The organism is Marinomonas algae, assembly GCF_047525555.1.
Lineage (GTDB): Bacteria > Pseudomonadota > Gammaproteobacteria > Pseudomonadales > Marinomonadaceae > Marinomonas.
Window position 1 is genome coordinate 101,692 of the sequence record NZ_JBLIXK010000006.1, and the last position, 20,634, is coordinate 122,325.

The 20,634-nt window shown below is 43.0% G+C and carries 20 protein-coding genes and 1 riboswitch; of the genes, 5 read left to right on the forward strand and 15 right to left on the reverse strand.

Annotated features, from left to right (window positions below; translation table 11 throughout):
- Positions 1-8: 8 nt before the first annotated feature.
- From ACMUMQ_RS10235 to ACMUMQ_RS10285, 11 genes are all read right to left on the reverse strand, one after another.
- Positions 9-809, reverse strand: coding sequence for a shikimate dehydrogenase family protein (locus ACMUMQ_RS10235; RefSeq protein WP_414681890.1), 801 nt, complete (start codon positions 807-809; stop codon positions 9-11).
- A 124-nt stretch (positions 810-933) separates the two neighbouring features.
- A complete protein-coding gene (locus ACMUMQ_RS10240) occupies positions 934-2,373 on the reverse strand; it encodes a sodium:solute symporter family transporter (protein WP_414681891.1) in 1,440 nt (479 codons plus the stop codon).
- A complete protein-coding gene (tenA, locus tag ACMUMQ_RS10245; RefSeq protein ID WP_414681892.1) occupies positions 2,366-3,094 on the reverse strand; it encodes a thiaminase II in 729 nt (242 codons plus the stop codon). Before tenA ends, ACMUMQ_RS10240 begins: the two co-directional genes overlap by 8 nt.
- Before the next feature lie 67 nt (positions 3,095-3,161).
- Positions 3,162-4,103: a HesA/MoeB/ThiF family protein gene (locus ACMUMQ_RS10250; protein WP_414681893.1), complete on the reverse strand. Its 942-nt coding sequence runs from the start codon at positions 4,101-4,103 to the stop codon at positions 3,162-3,164.
- A complete protein-coding gene (locus ACMUMQ_RS10255) occupies positions 4,100-4,723 on the reverse strand; it encodes a thiamine phosphate synthase (RefSeq protein WP_414681894.1) in 624 nt (207 codons plus the stop codon). Before ACMUMQ_RS10255 ends, ACMUMQ_RS10250 begins: the two co-directional genes overlap by 4 nt.
- Before the next feature lie 4 nt (positions 4,724-4,727).
- Positions 4,728-5,504: a thiazole synthase gene (locus ACMUMQ_RS10260; protein WP_414681895.1), complete on the reverse strand. Its 777-nt coding sequence runs from the start codon at positions 5,502-5,504 to the stop codon at positions 4,728-4,730.
- A complete protein-coding gene (thiS, locus tag ACMUMQ_RS10265; RefSeq protein WP_414681896.1) occupies positions 5,504-5,704 on the reverse strand; it encodes a sulfur carrier protein ThiS in 201 nt (66 codons plus the stop codon). Before thiS ends, ACMUMQ_RS10260 begins: the two co-directional genes overlap by 1 nt.
- A gap of 4 nt (positions 5,705-5,708) precedes the next feature.
- The gene (gene thiO, locus ACMUMQ_RS10270) at positions 5,709-6,734 is read right to left on the reverse strand and encodes a glycine oxidase ThiO (protein WP_414681897.1); all 1,026 of its coding nucleotides are present in this window, start codon (positions 6,732-6,734) and stop codon (positions 5,709-5,711) included.
- On the reverse strand, positions 6,731-7,594 hold the full coding sequence (thiD, locus tag ACMUMQ_RS10275; protein ID WP_414681898.1) for a bifunctional hydroxymethylpyrimidine kinase/phosphomethylpyrimidine kinase: 864 nt from the start codon (positions 7,592-7,594) through the stop codon (positions 6,731-6,733). The genes thiO and thiD overlap by 4 nt, the downstream gene beginning before the upstream one ends.
- A 66-nt stretch (positions 7,595-7,660) precedes the next feature.
- Positions 7,661-7,768, reverse strand: a riboswitch (TPP riboswitch).
- Positions 7,769-7,900: 132 nt separating this feature from the next.
- Positions 7,901-8,740 (reverse strand): alpha/beta fold hydrolase, encoded by an 840-nt coding sequence (locus ACMUMQ_RS10280; protein WP_414681899.1) that lies wholly within the window; start codon positions 8,738-8,740, stop codon positions 7,901-7,903.
- 56 nt (positions 8,741-8,796) lie between these two features.
- The gene (locus ACMUMQ_RS10285) at positions 8,797-9,927 is read right to left on the reverse strand and encodes a tRNA-queuosine alpha-mannosyltransferase domain-containing protein (protein ID WP_414681900.1); all 1,131 of its coding nucleotides are present in this window, start codon (positions 9,925-9,927) and stop codon (positions 8,797-8,799) included.
- A 91-nt stretch (positions 9,928-10,018) separates the two neighbouring features.
- On the opposite strand from ACMUMQ_RS10285, the gene ACMUMQ_RS10290 reads away from it, so the two are divergent.
- Complete coding sequence (locus ACMUMQ_RS10290) at positions 10,019-10,762, forward strand: dienelactone hydrolase family protein (RefSeq protein ID WP_414681901.1); 744 nt, start codon at positions 10,019-10,021, stop codon at positions 10,760-10,762.
- Positions 10,763-10,797: 35 nt separating this feature from the next.
- On the opposite strand, the gene ACMUMQ_RS10295 is transcribed toward ACMUMQ_RS10290, so the two are convergent.
- Positions 10,798-11,352, reverse strand: coding sequence for a YaeQ family protein (locus ACMUMQ_RS10295; protein WP_414681902.1), 555 nt, complete (start codon positions 11,350-11,352; stop codon positions 10,798-10,800).
- 171 nt (positions 11,353-11,523) lie between these two features.
- The gene (locus tag ACMUMQ_RS10300) at positions 11,524-11,721 is read right to left on the reverse strand and encodes a helix-turn-helix domain-containing protein (protein WP_414681903.1); all 198 of its coding nucleotides are present in this window, start codon (positions 11,719-11,721) and stop codon (positions 11,524-11,526) included.
- Positions 11,722-11,805: 84 nt separating this feature from the next.
- Here ACMUMQ_RS10300 and ACMUMQ_RS10305 point away from each other — a divergent pair, with 84 nt between their 5' ends.
- Both ACMUMQ_RS10305 and csrA read left to right on the forward strand, forming a co-directional pair.
- On the forward strand, positions 11,806-12,462 hold the full coding sequence (locus ACMUMQ_RS10305; RefSeq protein ID WP_414681904.1) for a LexA family protein: 657 nt from the start codon (positions 11,806-11,808) through the stop codon (positions 12,460-12,462).
- Between the two features lie 143 nt (positions 12,463-12,605).
- Positions 12,606-12,797, forward strand: a complete 192-nt coding sequence (gene csrA, locus ACMUMQ_RS10310; protein WP_414681905.1) for a carbon storage regulator CsrA — start codon at positions 12,606-12,608, stop codon at positions 12,795-12,797.
- A gap of 238 nt (positions 12,798-13,035) precedes the next feature.
- On the opposite strand, the gene aceF is transcribed toward csrA, so the two are convergent.
- Both aceF and aceE read right to left on the reverse strand, forming a co-directional pair.
- Positions 13,036-14,931, reverse strand: coding sequence for a dihydrolipoyllysine-residue acetyltransferase (gene aceF / locus ACMUMQ_RS10315; protein ID WP_414681907.1), 1,896 nt, complete (start codon positions 14,929-14,931; stop codon positions 13,036-13,038).
- Positions 14,932-15,019: 88 nt separating this feature from the next.
- Positions 15,020-17,686, reverse strand: coding sequence for a pyruvate dehydrogenase (acetyl-transferring), homodimeric type (gene aceE, locus ACMUMQ_RS10320; RefSeq protein WP_414681908.1), 2,667 nt, complete (start codon positions 17,684-17,686; stop codon positions 15,020-15,022).
- A 901-nt stretch (positions 17,687-18,587) separates the two neighbouring features.
- On the opposite strand from aceE, the gene nadC reads away from it, so the two are divergent.
- On the forward strand, positions 18,588-19,442 hold the full coding sequence (gene nadC, locus ACMUMQ_RS10325; RefSeq protein ID WP_414681909.1) for a carboxylating nicotinate-nucleotide diphosphorylase: 855 nt from the start codon (positions 18,588-18,590) through the stop codon (positions 19,440-19,442).
- Complete coding sequence (locus ACMUMQ_RS10330; RefSeq protein WP_414681910.1) at positions 19,439-20,629, forward strand: acetate/propionate family kinase; 1,191 nt, start codon at positions 19,439-19,441, stop codon at positions 20,627-20,629. The genes nadC and ACMUMQ_RS10330 overlap by 4 nt, the downstream gene beginning before the upstream one ends.
- Positions 20,630-20,634 lie beyond the last annotated feature (5 nt).

A 20,634-nucleotide genomic window follows, 5' to 3' on the forward strand; every position in this document is an offset into this window, starting at 1 on the left:
CCTCAACCCTATAGATCCACTCCCATAAAACGTAACATTAAGTCTAATTGAGCTTGAAGCATATGCTTACCTTTGTGTATCTGCTTTCCAGAAGCTTTAGCCGTCATTAATAACTTGGTCATATCCGGTGCAAGAACACATTCAGCAATGAGATTACTTCGTTGAATAATGGATTCAGAAAATGGCAAATCATCTTCTTCTGACATACCTAGTTTGGTTCCATTAATGGCTATATCAAACATCTGGTTGTCAGGCACATAAGCTTGAATATTCTTTTCTGGAAAAGTTCGCTTTAACCGTTTTACCAGTTCAATGGCTTTTGCTTGGGTTCTATTTTGAACATACAAACGGTCACAACCCTGTTTTAGCAGAGAAAACGCAATAGCAGAAGCGGCACCTCCTGCGTCAGCCAAAACACAATGGCTGCCAGAGACTGTATAACCTTCATTAATCAAGCCGTGAACAAAGCCTTCACCGTCTAAAATAGTCCCTTGTAAGCGCCCATTCGCATGATAAAAAACAGTATTAACAGCCCCAACAATCTCTGCTTCTGGCATGATGTCGTCCAATAGAGGCACAATCGCTTTTTTATGAGGCATGGTGATCACGGCCCCCGAGAAGTTTTTTATCTTCCTTAATCCTTCAACACACCTAATTAAATCGGATGAGTGTACTTCCATTGGCATCAGAACATATTGCCCCAAACACCCTAATTCAGCCAATCGCTCATTGGCCATTATTGGGGTTTTCACCTGAAAAATAGGATCGCCAATAATGGCTAAAAGTTTGGATTTACCTGTTATCTTCATATGTCCGCCAAATAAAAAGTCTAATCTATCTCAATCAGAGCTATCTATTATTTTATACGCCGTTTCTATAAAAAAAGCACATCAGCTCTAGAGCCAATGTGCTTTTCAAACCAGACAACACAGGTTAATTACTTAGCTTTTTGATTGTCTGTGTGATCAATGAGAAATCGAACACTGTTCTACTCGGTAATATAAGTAACACTAGAGATATTGCTACGGGCACCAGTGTCGCCAATAGGAAAGACTCATACAAAAAGGCAATCGGTTCACCTGGTAATGGGAAGTAAATAAAACCGGCTACCAAACCACCAATCAAACTCAATAATGCTTGGTAGCTTTGGTAACGAGCATTGTAGAACCCGAAAAACACAGGGAACGCCGCGGCGCAGCAGAGTAAATCCGCCAGCAAGAAAAGATACAAAATGCTGAACCCTTTGGATGCCACGATCAACGCCAAAACCGAAATCACAACAATCAGCCAGCGAGATGCTACAACCAACTTACTTTCCTCAAGCTTAGGTAAAATTCGGTTTAAATCGATAATAAATAAGCTATGAAAACCACTGATAGTAGAGTCTGCACTGCTCATAATTAACGCCAAGCCAAAGAAAATCATACCAATCAATAACCAATAAGGCGCATTACCTAGCATCACACTGAATAAAGCAGTGGAACCTGTACCAGGTACAGATAAGCCAACAAATGCCAAACCAAATAAGCCCAGCGCTAAAATAATAGGAAAACTAATTAGGCCACTAAAAATGAAGCCATTGCGAATCGCTTTATTGTCTTTCGCGGCAAAGATACGCTGCCATGTTCCTTGATAAAATAAGCCAGTCAAACACACAGCTAAAAAGAAAGTCACACCCGTTTCTATACCAGTACTATTGAATGGATTCAGTAAATGAGGAGCTTTTTCTTGCAAACCTTCAATCACAGGTGCAATACCACCCGTTGCTTGCCAACCTAAAAACAGAATAAATAAGATAAAAGGCAAGATAACAAGCATCTGAATACGGTCAGTAAAAATAGTCACTTTTAAGCCACCGTACAAGGTATAAAGTAAGGTAGACAACATCACAATGCTGGCCGTCACCCAAAGCGGTACAGGTGCTAACAAGGCAACCATTTGAGCAATACCTGTTAGCCCAGCGGTAAGGCTGATAAACAAATAGAACAGCATGATAAAGAGCACAACAACATAGACACTACGGCCATAACGAGCATAAACGAACTCAGTTAATGTATGACCTTTCGGCATCAATTGGCGAATTCTTGCACCTAGAGGAATCATCACGAAACTTGGAATCAGCACGCCCAGTGCATAACCTAAGATGGCACCAACACCGCCCCAAGTCGCCGATTCAGCAGGGCCAAATAACACCCAAGTCCCCATAGTAGTTGCCAACAAGGTCAGCAACGTTGCTTGGCTAGTTTGGCTATTACGGGCCACAATAAAGTCTTCCAAACCTTCTTGATGACGGCGTGCAAATAATAATCCCACCACAGCAAAGATCGCTGCAAATATTACAAGCCAAATAATGGCTGTTTGTGAATCAAGCATGTTTCTCTCCTTTTTTATCTGCTCCTTTGTTTCCGGCTCTAAAACCCATTCCCCAAAACTCGGCCTCAAGCTCCACCGCCTTGGTAAAACGCTCTTGCATTTTCGCCCAGCGAGGGCTTTGTGTTGGGTTGTCGCCAATGCGAGTGCTGATCGCCATATCGACTAATCGGCCTACTTCAACACACACTTCTTGAAAGGCGTCACCGCAGTAGGTATTAATCCATTTTTCATAAGGGTGACCTTCATAAACGCTCTCTTTTAAACGCAAGCCGATTTCACCATAACCGAACGCACAAGGCGCAAGAGCTAAGATCAAATCGAGGAAGTCCCCTTGCAAGCCAGAGTCCAACACATAACGGGTGTAAGCGATGGTTTCTAACTCTTCTTTCGCATTGAACAAAGAGGCTTCATCAATGCCTTGAGCCGCACAAGTTTGAATGTGTAGGGAAAACTCGTGGTTAATCAATGAATCTACTGTGGCGGCGCACAGTTTCATTTCTTCTGGAGATTCCGCTTTCACCACACCTAAAGCCCAAGCGCGAGCGTAATGAACAAGGTAAACGTAATCTTGAACCATATATTGCAAAAAAGACGCTTGTGGCAAAGAGCCATCCGCCAAGCCTTTTACAAAATCGTGCTCAATGTAGTCACGCCATTGTGGCCCGCAACCGTCTCGCATAAGCGCAAATGTTTTTCCATAATCTGGTATTTTATTCGTCATAATCTATGATCGCTTTATTCTGTTTAATAAAGGTTTAAGGGAGTTTTATTGAGCGGTCAAAAAGCCATTACAGAGGATCGTCACCCAGTGCAATCAGTCTTATTTCACCTTGCCAATAAGTTTGTAATTTCCGTGCCGCGCGCCATGCGGTCAGCCCTGTACGGCAGACCAACACAGCTCGTTGTGTCGTATTTGGTTGGAGTTGTTGCAGTTCAAATTCGTCTAAAGTGATAGAGCGTAAATCCATAACCCAGTCTTGGAAGGTCATGTGTTCTTTACTGATGAAGCCTAAATAATGCTCAGGTGATGGTTCCGGTGCGTCATCAAAACGAAAATGGCTTTGACGAAAACTACGCAGATCCATAGAGACCAGTTGCCCAAGAGGAGAAGGTTCAATATTCAATAAAATATTCAGGGTGAATTGTGCTTGCAAGCTGCCAATGGCACCAACTACTGGCCCCATAACTCCAGCTGTAGAACAGTTTTTTGCTCGCTGTGGAAGCTCAGGAAATACCGCCCTTAAAGACTGTTTACCACCACAAAACCCGCCCACATAGCCTTCAAACCCCAAAGCAGAGGCAGAGACCAATTTAAGAGCGTGATCATGGCAGTAATCCGATAAGATATAGCTCGCTGCGAAGTTGTCTGCACAGTCTAAGACCACATCCATACCATCGCACAAGGCGGCTACATTGCTGGGAGTTAAGGCGATAAAGTGAGTGGTAATCACACTGTCATCATTGAGTCCATTAAGGTGGTGTTTGGCGCATTCGACTTTAGGAGAGTCAATGTCCGCTTCTCGGTACAAGACTTGTCGATGCAAGTTAGAAAGAGACACCGCATCGCCATCCACCAAGGTGATTTCACCAACACCCGCCGCCACAAGATAAGGCAGTACAGCGCAGCCTAAACCACCCGCACCAACCACAAGAACTCGGGCCGAAGTAAGCGCCTTCTGCCCTGTCTCGCCAACTTCTGGTAAGCATGTTTGGCGTATATAACGACTCATGCACTCACCTCGTCCGATTCATTGGCACAGGCCTGTAGCCACGCTTTGATTCGCGCTTCTGGGTCCTCATGCAAAGTAATGTCCGTTACGGCGGCGACAATATCCGCCCCAGCATCAAATGCACCTTCGGCTCGTTCAACGGACATGCCCCCAATTCCTACCAAGGGGGTTTGACCGATTTTTTCTTTCCATTCAGTGACTTTTTCCAGCCCTTGTTGGTGCCATTTCATCTTCTTCAAAATGGTCGGATAAACAGGCCCAAGGGCAATGTAATCTGGCGACAATTGGCACGCTCTTGCTAGCTCTTCTTCATCATGGGTGCTGATGCCGATTTTCAGCCCTGCTTGTTTGATCTTCTCTATGTCGGCAGTATCCAAATCTTCTTGGCCAAGGTGAATCCATTCACAATCCAGTTCGATGGCCAGTTGCCAATAATCGTTGATCACAAGAGCACAACCATGTTGATCGCAAACCGCTTTGGCTTTTTGTATCTCTTCGCGTATATGGGCTTCTGTGCCATCTTTCATACGTAGTTGAACCAGCTTAATGCCAAGAGGCACCAAACGTTTTATCCATTCACTGCTGTCAAAAATGGGGTAAAAACGGCTTAGTTTTATCATCACATCAATCCAAAAAAGCTTTGCCTAAGACAGGCGTAGAAGGTGATGCCATATCGCGTGGCACCATAGGGTCTGCTTTTGCGGCCAACTGCCCTGCACGAATCGCACTGGCAAAGGCTTCTGCCATCATGGCTGGGTCGCCTGCTTTGGAGACGGCGGTGTTGAGCAAAATGGCATCCATTCCAAGCTCCATGGCTTGTGCGGCTTGGCTTGGCAAACCCAACCCAGCGTCCACAACCAATGGAATATCAGGAAAGTGCGCCCGTAGCGCCCGCAAACCAAACACGTTGTTTAGTCCCATGCCAGAGCCAATCGGTGCGCCCCATGGCATCAATACACGACAACCGGCGTTAACCAGTTTATCCGCGACAACTAAATCTTCTGTGGTGTAAGGGAAAACTTGAAAACCCTCTTCAGTGAGGATTTTGGCTGCTTCCACCAAGCCAAATACGTCTGGTTGCAAGGTGTCTTCCTCACCTATCACTTCCAGCTTAATCCAAGACGTTCCAAAGACTTCCCGCGCCATATGAGCGGTAGTCACAGCTTCCTTTACTGTGTGACAACCGGCTGTATTTGGCAGCACATGCACGTTTAACTGCTGAATTAAACGCCAGAAATCTTGCCCTGCTTTGTCGCCACTGGCTTCACGGCGTAGTGAAACCGTTGCTACGCTGGCTTTACTTTGCTCAAAGGCTTTTGCCAGAATCGCGGGCGAAGGGTATTGTGCGGTTCCTAGCATAAAAGGCGTTTCCAATTGCACGCCGTAAAAATCTCTCATCATCAACCTCCTTGCATTGGGGCAAGCACTTCAATGCGGTCGCCTTCTTTTATTTGTGTGTTGACTCGATTGCCTTGGGCAACAAAATCACCATTTACAGCGGTCGCAACCACAGAATCGCCATAACCTAACTCAATCAAAAGGTCAGAAAGCTGTTCCGATTTCACCGTTACTGTTTCGCTATTTACCTGTATATGTTTCATAAATTTATGACCTCTTTTGAGTATCAGACGCTTTTATGTCAAACCATTCGGATTCCACGCCTTGGTCTAGATAATCAGCCACCATTTTTGCCAAGGTTGGCGCGAGCAGAAAACCATGGCGATATAAGCCATTGGCTCGGACGATCTGCCCTTGACTATGTATACGAGGAAGGTTGTCTGCAAAGGCTGGACGGCTGTCTACACCGATTTCGAGAATTTCTGCTTCGCCAAAGGCAGGGTTCAGTGCGTATGCGGCATTTAATAATTCCATGATAGAGCGCGCTGTGGCGTGTTTTTTCGCACTACTTTCCACCATGGTGGCACCTAGCATGTAAACACCATCTCCACGGGGGACGATATACAAAGGAATACGAGGATGAAGTAAGCGTACGGGTCTAGTGAGTTGCACTTCTGGGCAACGTAAAATCAGCATTTCGCCTTTCACACCACGCAAACTATTTAAATCAGGCTTTGCTTGAATGCCACGACAGTCAATTACTAAGCCGTCTTTGGTTAGGACTTCTGGTTCTACATCTTGGCAAATGAATTCAACGCCTTGCTGTATCAATTTGCTTTTCAATGCACGCAATGCATTCCGTGGAGACAAATGGGCTTCTTCGCCATAATACAAGCCTCGGGAGAATCGACCTGATAAGTCAGGCTCAAGTTCAGCAATGCCATCTGCATCCAATACATCGTAAGCTTGAGTTCGGTTTGCAAAACGCTGTAAGTCTGCTTGATCTCGCTGTAACGCCAATACCAATGAGCCTTGATACTTCACCACGTCTGTATGTTTTTGCCACCAGCCTGCGGCTTTTTTACCGTAATGCAACACCGCATCTTCTGCGCTTTCTACTTCACAATATGGCGCGAGCATGCCTCCCGCCCACCAAGAACAAGACTCCGGGCCGGGCTCCAATTGACGATCAATTACCGTTGGAATGACGCCTCGTTCAACCAATTCCGTCGCCACACAAAGGCCCGCCACACCTGCGCCTAGTACAATGACTTGATCTTTAAATGCGTTCATTTTTTCCCCCACTGACTCTCTGTTTCCCACATACGATGAAAGTGGTGAACAGGCCCATGACCAGACCCAATGTGTAATTGGTCTGCGCATTCAATCGCCCGATGAAGATAAGAGTGAGATTGCTTAACTGCTCCGGCCATCGTCACGCCTTTGGCTAACCAAGCGGCAATGCTGGAAGAGTAAGTACAGCCTGTTCCGTGGGTGTTTTTTGTGTTGATTCGTGGGGCGTGAAATGTGATTGGCTCTAGATTTTCACTCACCAACACATCAGTACAGATGTCACTTTCACCGTGCCCCCCTTTCAACAAAACATGCTTTGCACCGAGCTTGAGTAACTCAAAAGCATGGGGAATAAGTCGACTGTCATCGAAAGCATCTTGAGGAGATAAACCTAACAAGACTTTGGCTTCTGGGTAATTTGGTGTGAGCAAATCCACTCGTGGAATCAGTTCGGATTTGAGTGCGTTAACCGCTGCTTCCTGCAAAAGCGCATCGCCAGATTTGGCAATCATCACAGGATCTAACACCACCAAGCCCTTGAAGTCTTGTAAGGCATTCGCCACAGCAATGACTAAATCACTTGAGAACAACATACCGATTTTAATGGCTTGAACATTTAAATCATCAAGCACAGCGACAATTTGAGCGGTAACAATATCAATGGGAATAGGATGAACGGCGGTGACCGCCTGTGTATTTTGTGCAGTGACGGCAGTAAGCACGCTTGCGCCATAGACACCATTGGCAGAAAAGGCTTTTAAATCCGCTTGAATTCCTGCGCCACCGCCGCTATCAGAGCCCGCAATGGTTAACGCAATTGGTGTTGCTTTTGATGCTGTTTTGTCTTGAAGACGAGACATGTATATCACCCAGTTTTATCAGGCGACATAGGAAATGAGTGCACGAAAAAATGCATAAGAAGACTGCATAACATCGCATCCGTTCCCTACGCCGATACTAATCGGATCAGGTTCACCGGGTTAATGAAATTTCATCTCTCAGCCTACTAAAACGAGGCACCCCGACGGACAATTTGCAAACAGCATAAAAGACTTAAATTTACTTTACAAGCCGTCTTTTGAAATTAAACAAAAATACAGAAAAAATATAAAAGCCCACTAAATCCTTTTATTTTCTATTTTAAAACAATGAGTTAAATATATTTATTAAGCCTTTTTAGCCATGTTAGCAATGGCCTCTTTAACATCAAAAACATGAGTTAAATTAATGATGTGACTCGCGCCATCCAGCATAATCACGTCCACTTCGGCCGATGAGAATATGTCTGGCGCTTTAACAGCATTGTCTGGTCTCACTAAGCCATCCTGACGGCCTTGTAACACAGAAATGGGCATGGATATTTGAGAAAATTCTGTTTGTAAATGTGTCAGGCTTGGTCGAATAGCTAGTACTTCCTCATTAGAATTTACCCAACGCTTTGGGAAACAAATATTGGGTAAACGAGCCATTAATTTATTGAACCAACGGGCTTCCGATAATTCAGGGTCCAAGTCCCCTGCTAACACAATTATCCCTTTGACATATTGAGGGTAATCCACCGCCAACTTTGGTACTAAAGAGCCACCAAATGAATGACCAACCAAGAGGATTTTTTGTTGCTTATTGGCTTTCCAGATAGCTTCTAACATTGGCCCGATTAGCCGTGATTGCTCACTCAAGGAATAAGGAAAGTGGCCTTTATCGTAACCGGATTCTCCCCAGCCTGGCCGGTCAATCGCATGAATTGAAAAATGATTTGTAACCTCTTCATTTTCGAAATAACGGGAAAAGCTGACCCAGCTTCCAGGTGTTCCATGAACAAACACAACACTGCTTTTCATTTCTGGTTGAGAAGCAAGTTGAGGAGAAGAAACATAATGAAGAACATGATCAACACACTGAATATAATGATGAGTGATGACGCTTTCATCTTGATGAATTCGTGCAAAAATGGTCTTATTTTTCTTTATTTCATGGTGGCGTATTCCACCCAATAAAAACGCCATAACACCTCCGATTAGAACACTATCAAAGGTATTTGATTAAGCTTATGAGCAAAAGTTCAGCGGATGGTGCTTTTTGTTAATTCGCCAAAAAAAACATTGTACTTTTTCAGCAAACTGCTTTCTTGAAAACCACTAACATCTATAACTGATGCCATCATTTTTTGATGTTTTTCAATCAATTTAACAGCAGATCTCGCTTCTTTCTTTACATTGTCTAAGTCACTTTCATAGAGGAAAGCGTCACCAAATAACTCAGGGTAAACCTGTCTATTTGGCAAAATGGGGATACAACCTAAAGCAACGCTCTCCAACACAGACAATCCTTGAAATTCATGCAAGGCAGTAGATAACACCATGTCAGAGGAGGCTAAAATGTCTAAGTAGTCTTGCCTCGATTCAGCAAAACCAAATTGACTTATGCGATGAGAGAAACCTTGTTTAATCTGTTCAAATTCTTTCGGAACTGAACGAAATTGTTCACCCAAAACCGCTATTTCATAATCTATCTGGCGTGCTTCCATTTCTTCTAAAATGGCTAATAATCGCTCTGGCCCTTTGTCGTATTCCCAGCGAGCAGACCAAACCAGTTTAAGCTTTTTATCCTGCTTTTCGTCATGATTTTCATGATTTTCAATGGGTTTATCACCCATTTTAAAAATATCGTTCGACAGAGGAACTGCTAACACCTGAGAGGTTTCTTCTGTTTTATCCAGCCAATCTGGAGACACATAATCAGGAAGCTTTTTCAGTAAGGCTCGCGCCCCTTGAAAAAAAGACGTTCGATTAAATTGACTATTAAACACACATAGGTCAGCAGATAAGGCACTGTAAAGCGTCACCATTTGCATTTCAATGATGCCCTGCTGCTGGCTGTTTTTTGGGTAAGAGAACTGATTTTCATGGAAGTACAACAACCAAGGAATGTTTTGTAAATCTGGGCAAAAGGCTTTCAACCCTGCGCAATCGGTCATAGAGGTGGCGATAACTAAATCAAAGGGTATTTCTAAGGTTTCTTTAAAGGCAGGATCAAAGGCAAAGCTCATTGCATTACCTCGTATGCGCCAAGCAAAGTGCCGCGCTGGCAAGGCTAAATAGTGCCAATCATGATGAGCCAAACCCGACATTAAGGTTTCAGCCCAAGCTTTATGACTGCTGGCTTCATAGGCACTGAGCAGTAAAATGCGCATATTGCGGATCTCTTCTTTTCAATTCAATATTTGTCACAACTTGAAGGGTCGAATATCATGATAAAAAATAACCTTCTCTTTAAGGAATTCCATGATCATTCAACATCACGATGAAGATATTAACACGCCAACAGGCACAATGCGTTGCACGGTTTATCGCCCTCAAGCCGAAGGCCGCTTTCCATGTATCTTCTTTTATTCTGAAATTTTCCAACAAACGGCACCTATCGCGCGCTCTGCCATGATGATGGCTGGACATGGTTTTGTGGTGATTGTTCCTGAAGTATTCCATGAACTAAACCCAATTGGCACTGTATTGGCGTACGATGATGAAGGTAAAGACAAAGGCAATGATGACAAATTCACCAAACCTTTAGAGTCTCATGACAGTGACACTGTTGCTATGATCGAGCATTTTGAAAAAGCCGATTATTGTACAGGGCAATTTGGTTCTATGGGGGTATGTTTAGGTGGTCATTTGGCTTATCGTGCGGCACTAAATCCTCGTATACAAGCGGCTTTCTGTTTGTATGCTACAGACATTCACTCGAATACCATTCCTTGTCAGGAAGGTAATGACTCTTTCACTCGCACAAATGAGATTCAGGGAGAATTAGTCATGGTGTGGGGGAAACAAGATCCTCATGTGCCAACAGAAGGTCGACAAAAAATTTACCAGCAACTCTTGAATACAGAGCGTTTATTTAGCTGGCATGAGTTTAATGGACAACATGCTTTTATGCGTGATGAAGGTGACCGTTACGACCCAGCATTGGCCCTTGAGTGTTACTCAAAAGCCGTGGCCTTGTTCCAGAAAAACCTGCATAGAGCATAAGCCCTATACAGGATTTAAGACATAAGCGAGGGAGCTTACTGCTCTCCTCGCCATATTGGTGTTAATCGGCATTCGCCCAACTCACTAGAAATCCACATTTCATTGTCTTGAATTGTGACATTAAGCTGCATAGAACGCGCGCATAATTTGGAAAGTTCAATCACTTGAGATTCAGGGAATTGCAAAATACGTAGGTTGTTAAAACGGCTGGTTTTACCTTTATTTTGATCCCACCAAATATCGGATTTATCGTTGTAGTTCACCACCACAACTTGCTGACCACGACCACAAGCTTTTCTTAGGCGCTTCTCATCAGGTTGGCCAAGCTCTACCCACAATAGCACTTCATCAGAGAAATTCTTTTGCCATAAATCTGGCTCGTCTTCTGTGCTAATGCCTTTGGTGAAACTCAGTTGCTCGTCCCCTTCTTTTTCATCAGCCAACAAGGCAAATGCCGCTAAACGAACCATCATGCGCTCTTCTGTTTCTGACGGATGTAATGCCAGAGTCAGGTCGTATCCTTGGTAATGATGTCGGTCCATATCAGAAACTTGTACGGATGCTTTATAGACAGTTGCTTTCGTCGCCATAGGGGTCACTTACTACACTTATAATATTTAAGAAAAGGACAATAAAATTCGCAACGGATTGTATAACAAAACATCTTTTTAAGGTGCTTTATATGGAGATTGTTTTTAAGTATTCCTAGGAAAGAATTTGATAGGAGTAGAAATAAATCAAAAATCAGTTAAACAGGGTAATTACACCTCGTGATCTTGCAATAACTCACTTTCTGTCACTTTCCCTTCTGTAGCAAGCGATATGCGTCTTATATACTTAGCGGGCGCACGTTTGTGTATATGTAACCAATTCCATACATGCGCTTGTTTTACACCTAGCATTTTTGCAAGTGCCGTTTGACTACCAATAATTTCAATTGCTTTCGCAATAGCTGTCATACAGCCCCTCCTAACAACTTTTACTGTATTTGATGACAGTTTTTATTGTTTGTCAAATACAGAAAAAGTTGTAATTATCGTCAAATGACTATTGCTGATCGCGTTAAAGAAAAAAGAATCGAACTTGGACTAACTCAAGCGCAGTTAGCAAGCCTTGTCGGCATTAGCCAACAATCTCTTCAAAAGATTGAAGATGGTAAGACGCAAAATCCTCGTAAAATTGTCGCTCTTTCAAAGGCATTAGAATGTGATGTCGAATGGTTAGAGTCTGGCGAATATACTGAACTCAAAGAGTCGATTCCCCAATACAAGAGCGAGAAAGCAAAACCTCTTCAAGCAAACCAAATTCAAGCTCGACCAGTCATTACACATGATCAAGCTGCGAATTGGCCTACATTCAATGTTGATACTGAACAAACAAAGTGGATGTACACAGAATATAGCGAATCCGATAAATCTTTTTGGTTAAAAGTCGTAGGTGATCACATGACCTCACCTTCTGGATCTAGCGTTCCAGAAGGCTATTTCATTTTTGTTGAACCGAGTCTTACACCTCAAAACGGTGATTTGATTGTCGCAAAAGTGCTACAGAGCAATGAGATAACCTTCAAGAAGTTCGTGTTGGATGCAGGCCGAGTGTATTTAAAACCATTAAATCCACTTTATCATGCGATAGAGGCAACAAAAGACATTCAAGTTATAGGTGTTGTTAAAGAAGCTCGAGCTCTTTTGAAAGTGTAAAAGCTTAGAAAGTTCTATTTACGCCGTTTATTTAAGCTGTAATATTGCTACATCAAAATAGACCTTACACATTAAACTCAGTTGACAAAAATACAGCTAAAACTGTATTTTTTAGACACGATAACAACCAAAGGATAGGAATTATGTTAGTCATCACCCGAAGAACAGGGGAAAGCATTAATATTGGAGACGATACGGAAATTACAGTACTAGACGTTAAGGGCAATCAAGTTCGTATAGGTATTAAGGCACCAAAAAGTGTCGCCGTCCACCGTGAAGAAATTTACCTTCGCATTAAAGAAGATGAAGCAGCGGAATCACCTTCAACGAAATAAACCATTGAAGTCACCAATTAATAGTGAGGCCAAACATCAGGCCTTTCTATTAACTCCCTAATAAAGCACGCACTGTACGTTCCACAACTTCACTCTCCCTAACATTTATCCAGATTTAATAGTCTATCTGTTTTTTAAAAAGCCAAGGGAGACCACAGTGATAGATGTTAAAATTGCTTATTTCAATAGCCAATAAAAAAGCCGCTCATATAGAGCGGCTTTTTAAAACTCATTGAAATTACAGTGTTAGGCGACGAACGTCACTCAACAATGAATTCAAGTAAGTCATGAAACGACCTGCATCACCACCGTTTACCGCTCTATGATCGTAAGATAGGCATAGAGGCAACATTGTACGAGGCTCGAATTCTTTGCCATTCCAACGCGGTTCAATGTCCGCTTTAGAAACACCTAGAATACCAACTTCAGGACAATTCACGATTGGCGTAAAGCCTGTACCACCGATTGCACCAAGGCTAGAGATTGTGAAACAACCGCCTTGCATATCCGCAGGCTTCAATTGCTTATCAAGTGCTTTCTTGATTAGCTCACCAGCTTCTTTTGCAATCTGAATAACAGACTTCTTATCTGCATCACGCAATACTGGAACAACAAGGCCTGCAGGAGAATCTACCGCAATACCAATGTGAACGTATTTCTTCTGCACATAGCTTTCACCGTCAGCCATCAATGAAACATTGAAGCTTGGGTTGGCAACCATTGCTTGAGCAACAGCTTTGATTAGGAATGGAAGTGGTGTTAATTTCACACCTTGTTTTTCCATTTCACCTTTCAAGCCTTTACGGAAGCTTTCAAGATCAGAGATATCTGCTTTATCAAACTGAGTAACAGAAGGTACAACAAGCGCATTGCGTACCATGTTTTCAGCAGTTAAACGCTGAATCTTACTCATTTTAACAACTTCAACTTCACCGAACTTACCGAAGTCTTGATCTGGAACCGTTGGCAAACCAGCACCCGCAGCACCAGCTGGGGCAGATTCAGCTTTCTTAACAGCTGCTTTCACGTACGCGTGCAAGTCTTCTTTAAGAATACGACCACGAGGTCCAGTAGGACGAACCAATGAAAGATCAACACCCAATTCACGAGCCAGCATACGTACAGCAGGACCAGCATGAACCTTTTTGGAAGGTGAAGACAATACAGCAGATTGATCTACTGGTGCCGCCGCTTTAGCAGGAGCTGATGTCACAGGTGTACTTGGCGCCGCTGCTGGAGCAGATGCTTTAGGTGCTTCTGCAGGAGCAGATACACCGCCCTCCACTTCAAGCTCAAGAATCAAGTCGCCTTCAGAAACCGTATCACCTTCTTTAATAGAAAGAGATTTAACAACACCTGATTTAGGTGCTGGTATTTCCATAGATGCTTTGTCTGTTTCAAGAACGATAATAGAATCACCTTCTGAAACGGTATCACCAACAGCAACTGCCACTTCAATAACGTCAACGCCTTCAGCACCACCGATATCAGGCACATTAACTGCTTCAACGCCACCAGATACTGGTGCCGCAGCTTCAGCTGCAGGTGCCGCTGAAACAGGAGCAGGAGCTTCGTCTCCAGCACTTTCAGTAACCATCATTAAAACAGCAGCACCTTCAGAAACGGTATCGCCTACTTTAATTTGAATCGTACCTACTTTTCCTGAGAAAGGAGATGGAATGTCCATTGAAGCTTTGTCTGTTTCCAATACGATTAAAGAATCACCTTCTTCAACCACATCACCTTCAGATACACAAACTTCGATAACCTCAACGTCTGTTGAGCCACCAATATCAGGTACATTTACTTGCTGTTCACTAGAAACAGAAGCACTTGCTGTTGCCGGAGCAGCAGCTGGAGCCGCTTCTTCTTTTGCTTCCGGCGCAGATCCAGCACCTTCTACTTCAATAACAAGAACGTCATCGCCTTCAGAAACTTTATCACCTTCTTTTACAGAAATACTTACAACCTTTCCGGCCATAGAAGATGGTACATCCATAGATGCTTTATCTGTTTCTAAAACAATAATAGATTGGTCAACGTCAATCACGTCACCAACACTTACACTGATCTCAATAACTTCGACATCAGTCGCACCGCCAATATCCGGTACTCGAATGATTTCAGTACTCACAGAAATCTCCTTTGTCCTATAGACGCATCAAACTTAATAACTTACCTGACCTAGATGCTCTAGGTCAGGTACCCAGCTTGTTTGGTAATTAGCAGGTTACAGGGTTTGGCTTATTCGGATCCAAGCCAAACTTAGCGATAGCTTCGCTAACTACAGATGCATCAACTACACCGTCTTTCGCCAATGCACTCAAAGCAGATACAACAACCCAGTAACGATTCACTTCAAAGAAATGACGTAGTTGAGCGCGTGTATCACTTCGACCGAAACCGTCTGTACCTAATACGTTGTACGTACCTTTAACGAAAGGACGGATTTGATCAGCAAAAAGCTTAACGTGGTCTGTAGACGCAATAACTGGGCCTTTACCTTCAAGACAAGATTCAACGTATGACTGACGAGGCTCATCTTCTGGGTGCAACATATTCCAACGGCTAGCATCAAGACCTTCACGACGTAACTCGTTGAAAGAAGTGACACTCCAAATATCGGAGTTCACACCGTAATCTGCGTACAGAATTTCCGCTGCGGCTTCTACTTCACGCAAGATAACACCAGAACCAAGTAATTGAACTTGCTTCTTGTTTGTTTTCTTAGCATGAGATTTAAGCTTATACATACCTTTAAGAATGCCATCTTCAACGCCTTCTGGCATATCTTCATGAGCATAGTTTTCATTCATTACCGTTAAGTAATAGAAAACACTCTCTTTATCTTGGTACATACGACGCAAGCCGTCTTGTACAATGACAGCAACTTCATATGAATAAGTTGGGTCATAAGAAATACAGTTTGGAATCGTGCCAGCAAGGATGTGTGAATGACCATCTTCGTGCTGTAGACCTTCACCATTTAGAGTTGTACGACCTGCTGTCGCACCGATCAAGAAACCACGAGCCTGAGAATCACCAGCCGCCCATGCCAAGTCACCAATACGTTGGAAACCGAACATAGAGTAGTAGATGTAAACAGGAATCATAGGCAGATTGCTGTTGCTGTAAGAAGTTGCTAGCGCTAACCATGAAGAGAATGCACCCGCTTCATTGATACCTTCTTGCAGAATCTGACCATCTTGAGACTCTTTGTAGAACATAACCTGAGTATGATCGTGTGGCGTGTAACGTTGCCCTTCACAGCTATAAATACCTAGCTGACGGAACATACCTTCCATACCGAAAGTACGAGCTTCATCGGCAAGAATGGGCACAACACGCTCGCCAATCTTCTTATCTTTAACCATAACATTCAATGCACGCACGAACGCCATAGTGGTAGAAATTTCGCGACCTTTCGTGCCTGCAATTTGAGCTTTAAACGCTTCAAGAGAAGGAACTTCAAGTGCTTCACAATCACGGCGACGAACTGGGAAATCTCCACTTAGTTCTTTACGACGTGAGCGCAAGTATTGCATCTCTGGGCTGTCTTCAGCTGGCTTGTAGTAAGGCAGATCTTTCAGCTCTTCATCACTGATTGGAATGCCGAACTTGTCACGGAATTGAGCCAAAGACTCTTCATCCAATTTCTTAGTTTGGTGAGCCGTGTTTTGCGCTTCAGCCGCTTTAAACATACCGTAACCTTTGACTGTTTGAGCCAAGATAACAGTAGGTTGACCTTTGTGAGATGTCGCTTCAGCGTAAGCTGCGTAAACTTTGTATGGGTCATGACCACCGCGGTTTAAGTTCATAATCTCTTCATCAGTCATGTCCTTAACCATTTCTAGCAATTCAGGGTATTTGCCAAAGAAATGTTCGCGAGTATATGCACCACCGTTTGCTTTGTAGTTCTGAAGTTCGCCATCGCAAACCTCATTCATACGTTTAACAAGCAAACCTTTCGTGTCTTTTTCAAACAATGGATCCCAATGACGGCCCCATAGACACTTAACAACGTTCCATCCAGCGCCGCGGAACACACCTTCCAACTCTTGTACAATTTTCGAGTTACCACGTACAGGGCCATCAAGGCGCTGTAAGTTACAGTTAATAACGAAAATCAAGTTGTCTAGTTTTTCACGGCCAGCAAGAGCGATAGCACCTAAAGATTCTGGCTCATCACACTCACCATCACCTAAGAACGCCCATACTTTACGGTCGCCTTGGTCGATCAAGCCACGGTTATGTTGATATCTCATAACGTGCGCTTGGTAAATAGCTTGCAATGGACCTAAGCCCATAGAAACGGTTGGGAACTGCCAGTAATCAGGCATTAACCATGGATGTGGGTAAGAAGATAGACCTTTACCATCCACTTCTCGGCGGAAGTTATCTAGCTGCTCGTCAGTCAAACGACCTTCAATATAAGAGCGCGCGTAAATACCAGGAGAAATATGGCCTTGAAAAAACACCATATCTGCTTCTTGCTTTCCATCATTACCGCGGAAGAAATGGTTAAAACCAATATCATAAAGCGTTGCGGCAGAAGAGAAACTCGTGATGTGACCACCTAAAGTGGAATCTTCTCGGTTTGCCTTCATAACCATTGCCAATGCATTCCAGCGGATTATCGAGCGAATTTTTCGCTCCATAAACACATCACCAGGCAATTGTTTCTCATCTTGAGGAGCAATTGTATTGCAGTAAGGCGTCGTAATTGACGAAGGTAATGACGTGCCAGCTTGTGAAGCTTCGCTAGTCAAACGGTTTAAAATGTATTTCGCGCGTTCAGGCCCTTCTTCGCGAAGGACAGACTCAAGCGCATCGACCCACTCTTTGGTTTCAATTGGATCGATGTCTTCGAGAATATGCTGCTCAGTCATCGTGTTAATAACTCCCGCTATTAGAACAGATACTAATCACCAAGGATTTTTTGTGTTTTGCCCTGGTGACTACTTAAACAAACCATTGGGTTTCATATAATTACTTACATAAAATCCAGCCAACCCAAGATAAAGCGACGTGTCATTCGATAGCACCTAACACGTCGTTTTATCTATTCCAGCGGTCACTATTGTTGTTTTTATGTCATTTCCGCTGCATCGACTACTAATATTTCATAGTCGGCTTGCTTCCAATTTGGGCTTGGTTCATCAAGCCCAAGATTAAGTTTTCATGTACAAATAGAGTGTCTAAATGCCCATAAAAATTCAAAAATTTTAATTCAACAAAAGATTAAGAGGAGTAACTTTTTAGCCTTCCTCAGTTCCGCAAAATTTAAACGCTCTCACATTTCCAAGAGCTTTTTTTCATCTACGACTCTTCTAATTTGGACGTAAGGTTAACACCTAATCAACAAATCGCCTAGCCATCTGAGCTAAGAATAAGGATGAACGAGTATTTTTGCGCCTTCTTCCTTTACCGAAAACAGCTTAAAATCTGACGAGATATCTACGGCACAATGGCTCAATCAGAAGGCACACACTAACATTCACACAAAAAATCAAACCAATAAGTCTTGTGAATAGCTCTATTTTTGTACAATAATAATACAAATCATACGATTTTCATCAGGGTTGATAAAAATATATTAGATTTATCTGACTCAATAACATCACAAGAAAGATCTATATTTATCAGTAAGAAGATGAAACATCCAATAGAAAGGCCATTAGTTAACATAAAGCGTATATAAATCAATAAATATAGAAAAAACGCCACTGACGCATTGTGCATATCAAGCTACAATAACAATTTTAAGATTTGGCCAATTTAGGATAATACATGACTCTTTTGAACGCTCTTCTATCTGAGCACATTCGATCGCAAGTTGCTTTTGCATTAGAAGAAGACATAGGTTCCGGCGACATCACCGCCCAGCTAATTCCTGATAATGAAGAAATCACAGCGACGATTATTAGTCGTGAAGAAGCCATTTTGTGCGGCCAAGAATGGGTTAATGAAGTATTTTCTCAATTAGCAGGCCATATTTCTTTAGACTGGCACAATAAAGATGGCGACCTTATTGAAGCAAACCGCCCATTTTTAACATTAAAAGGCCATGCACGAACCATACTAACAGGCGAAAGAGTTGCATTAAATTTTCTGCAAACACTTTCTTACACCGCGACCGTCACCCATCAATACAGCCAAATAGTTTCAGACTCTAACCTCACTATTCTAGATACTCGAAAAACCATACCTGGCATGAGACAGGCTCAAAAATATGCCGTCACTGTCGGTGGAGGCAAAAACCATCGCTTTGGTTTATACGACGCATTTCTTATTAAAGAAAATCATATTATGGCTGCTGGCTCCATTACAAACGCCGTATCTATGGCGCAGAACATTGCTCCTGGAAAAACCATAGAAGTTGAAACTGAAAATTTAGAAGAAGTCGCCCTAGCCGTAAAAGCAGGCGCAGACATCATTATGCTCGATAACTTCTCTTATAATGATATGACAACCGCTGTCCAAAAATTCAAAGGGCAGGTTAAATTTGAAGCATCGGGCAACATGACAAAAGAGCATCTTTTAAAAGTAGCGGAAACAGGTGTCGACTTTGTTTCTATTGGCGCCTTAACCAAGCACGTTCAGGCAATTGACCTGTCTTTGCGAGTATCTCAGGAAAAATCATGAAAGATAGTATTTTAGTAATCAATTGCGGAAGCTCTTCATTAAAATTTGCCATCTTAGCAAATGCAGGCCAAACCACTCTTGTGGAAGGAATCGCCGATCGCTTAGGCTCAGCAGGAAGTAGCATTACTTTTAAATATGAAGGGCAAAAAAACGAAATTTCATTAGCTGATGGCAGCCACAAAAATGCCGTTTCACAAATTAAAGAGTGGCTGAAATCCCACACTGAAATTGAATCCTCTTTAGTTGGCATAGGGCATCGCGTGGTCCATGGTGGAGAAACTTTTAGTGAGTCAGTTTTAATCGACCAAAATGTTATTGATGGCATAGAAAAATGCGCCAAATTTGCTCCATTACACAATCCAGCACACTTAAAAGGCATAGAAGTTGCCTTTGAACTTTTTCCTGGCATTCCTCAAGCAGCAGTTTTTGACACCGCATTCCACCAAACTCTAGAGCCAGAACAGTTCCTCTACCCTATTCCTATGCAACTGTATCGTGAACATCATTTTAGAAAGTATGGGTTCCACGGTACAAGTTATCGCTATATTAGCCAGCAACTGGCCAAAACAGTTCCAGGTAGCGATGAGCAAGGCGTATTAGTTGCTCACTTAGGCAATGGCGCTAGCGTATGTGCCATTAACAAAGGAAAATCATCCGACACAAGTATGGGGATTACACCTTTAGAAGGCCTAATGATGGGCACTCGCTCTGGTAGTTTGGATCCAGGTCTAATCTCTTTCATTCGACAAGCTGAAAACATCAGCGCCCAAGAAGCTTTAGATATTCTCAATAAAGAAAGTGGATTGTTGGGTATTTCCGAGCTCTCTAACGATTGTCGAACATTAGAAGAAGCCATGGAGAAAGGTGACGAGAAAGCCTTACTTGCTTTAAATATGTTCGCTGCACGCGCGGCAAAACACCTTGCGAGTGTCGCGACAACATTAGAAAGTATTGATCACCTAGTCTTTACGGGTGGCATTGGCGAAAACTCAAGCTACTTACGCCAAGTTATTTGTCAGCATCTAAAAGCGCTTAATATCAATATAGACTCGACACTTAATACAGAAGCGCCTCGCGGTGAATCATCTAACATTACTGCTGAGCACAGCAATACAAACGTTTGGATTATTCCTACTAATGAAGAGTTAATGATTGCGCTCGATACCATCAACTTAATTCAAGATTAGTAACG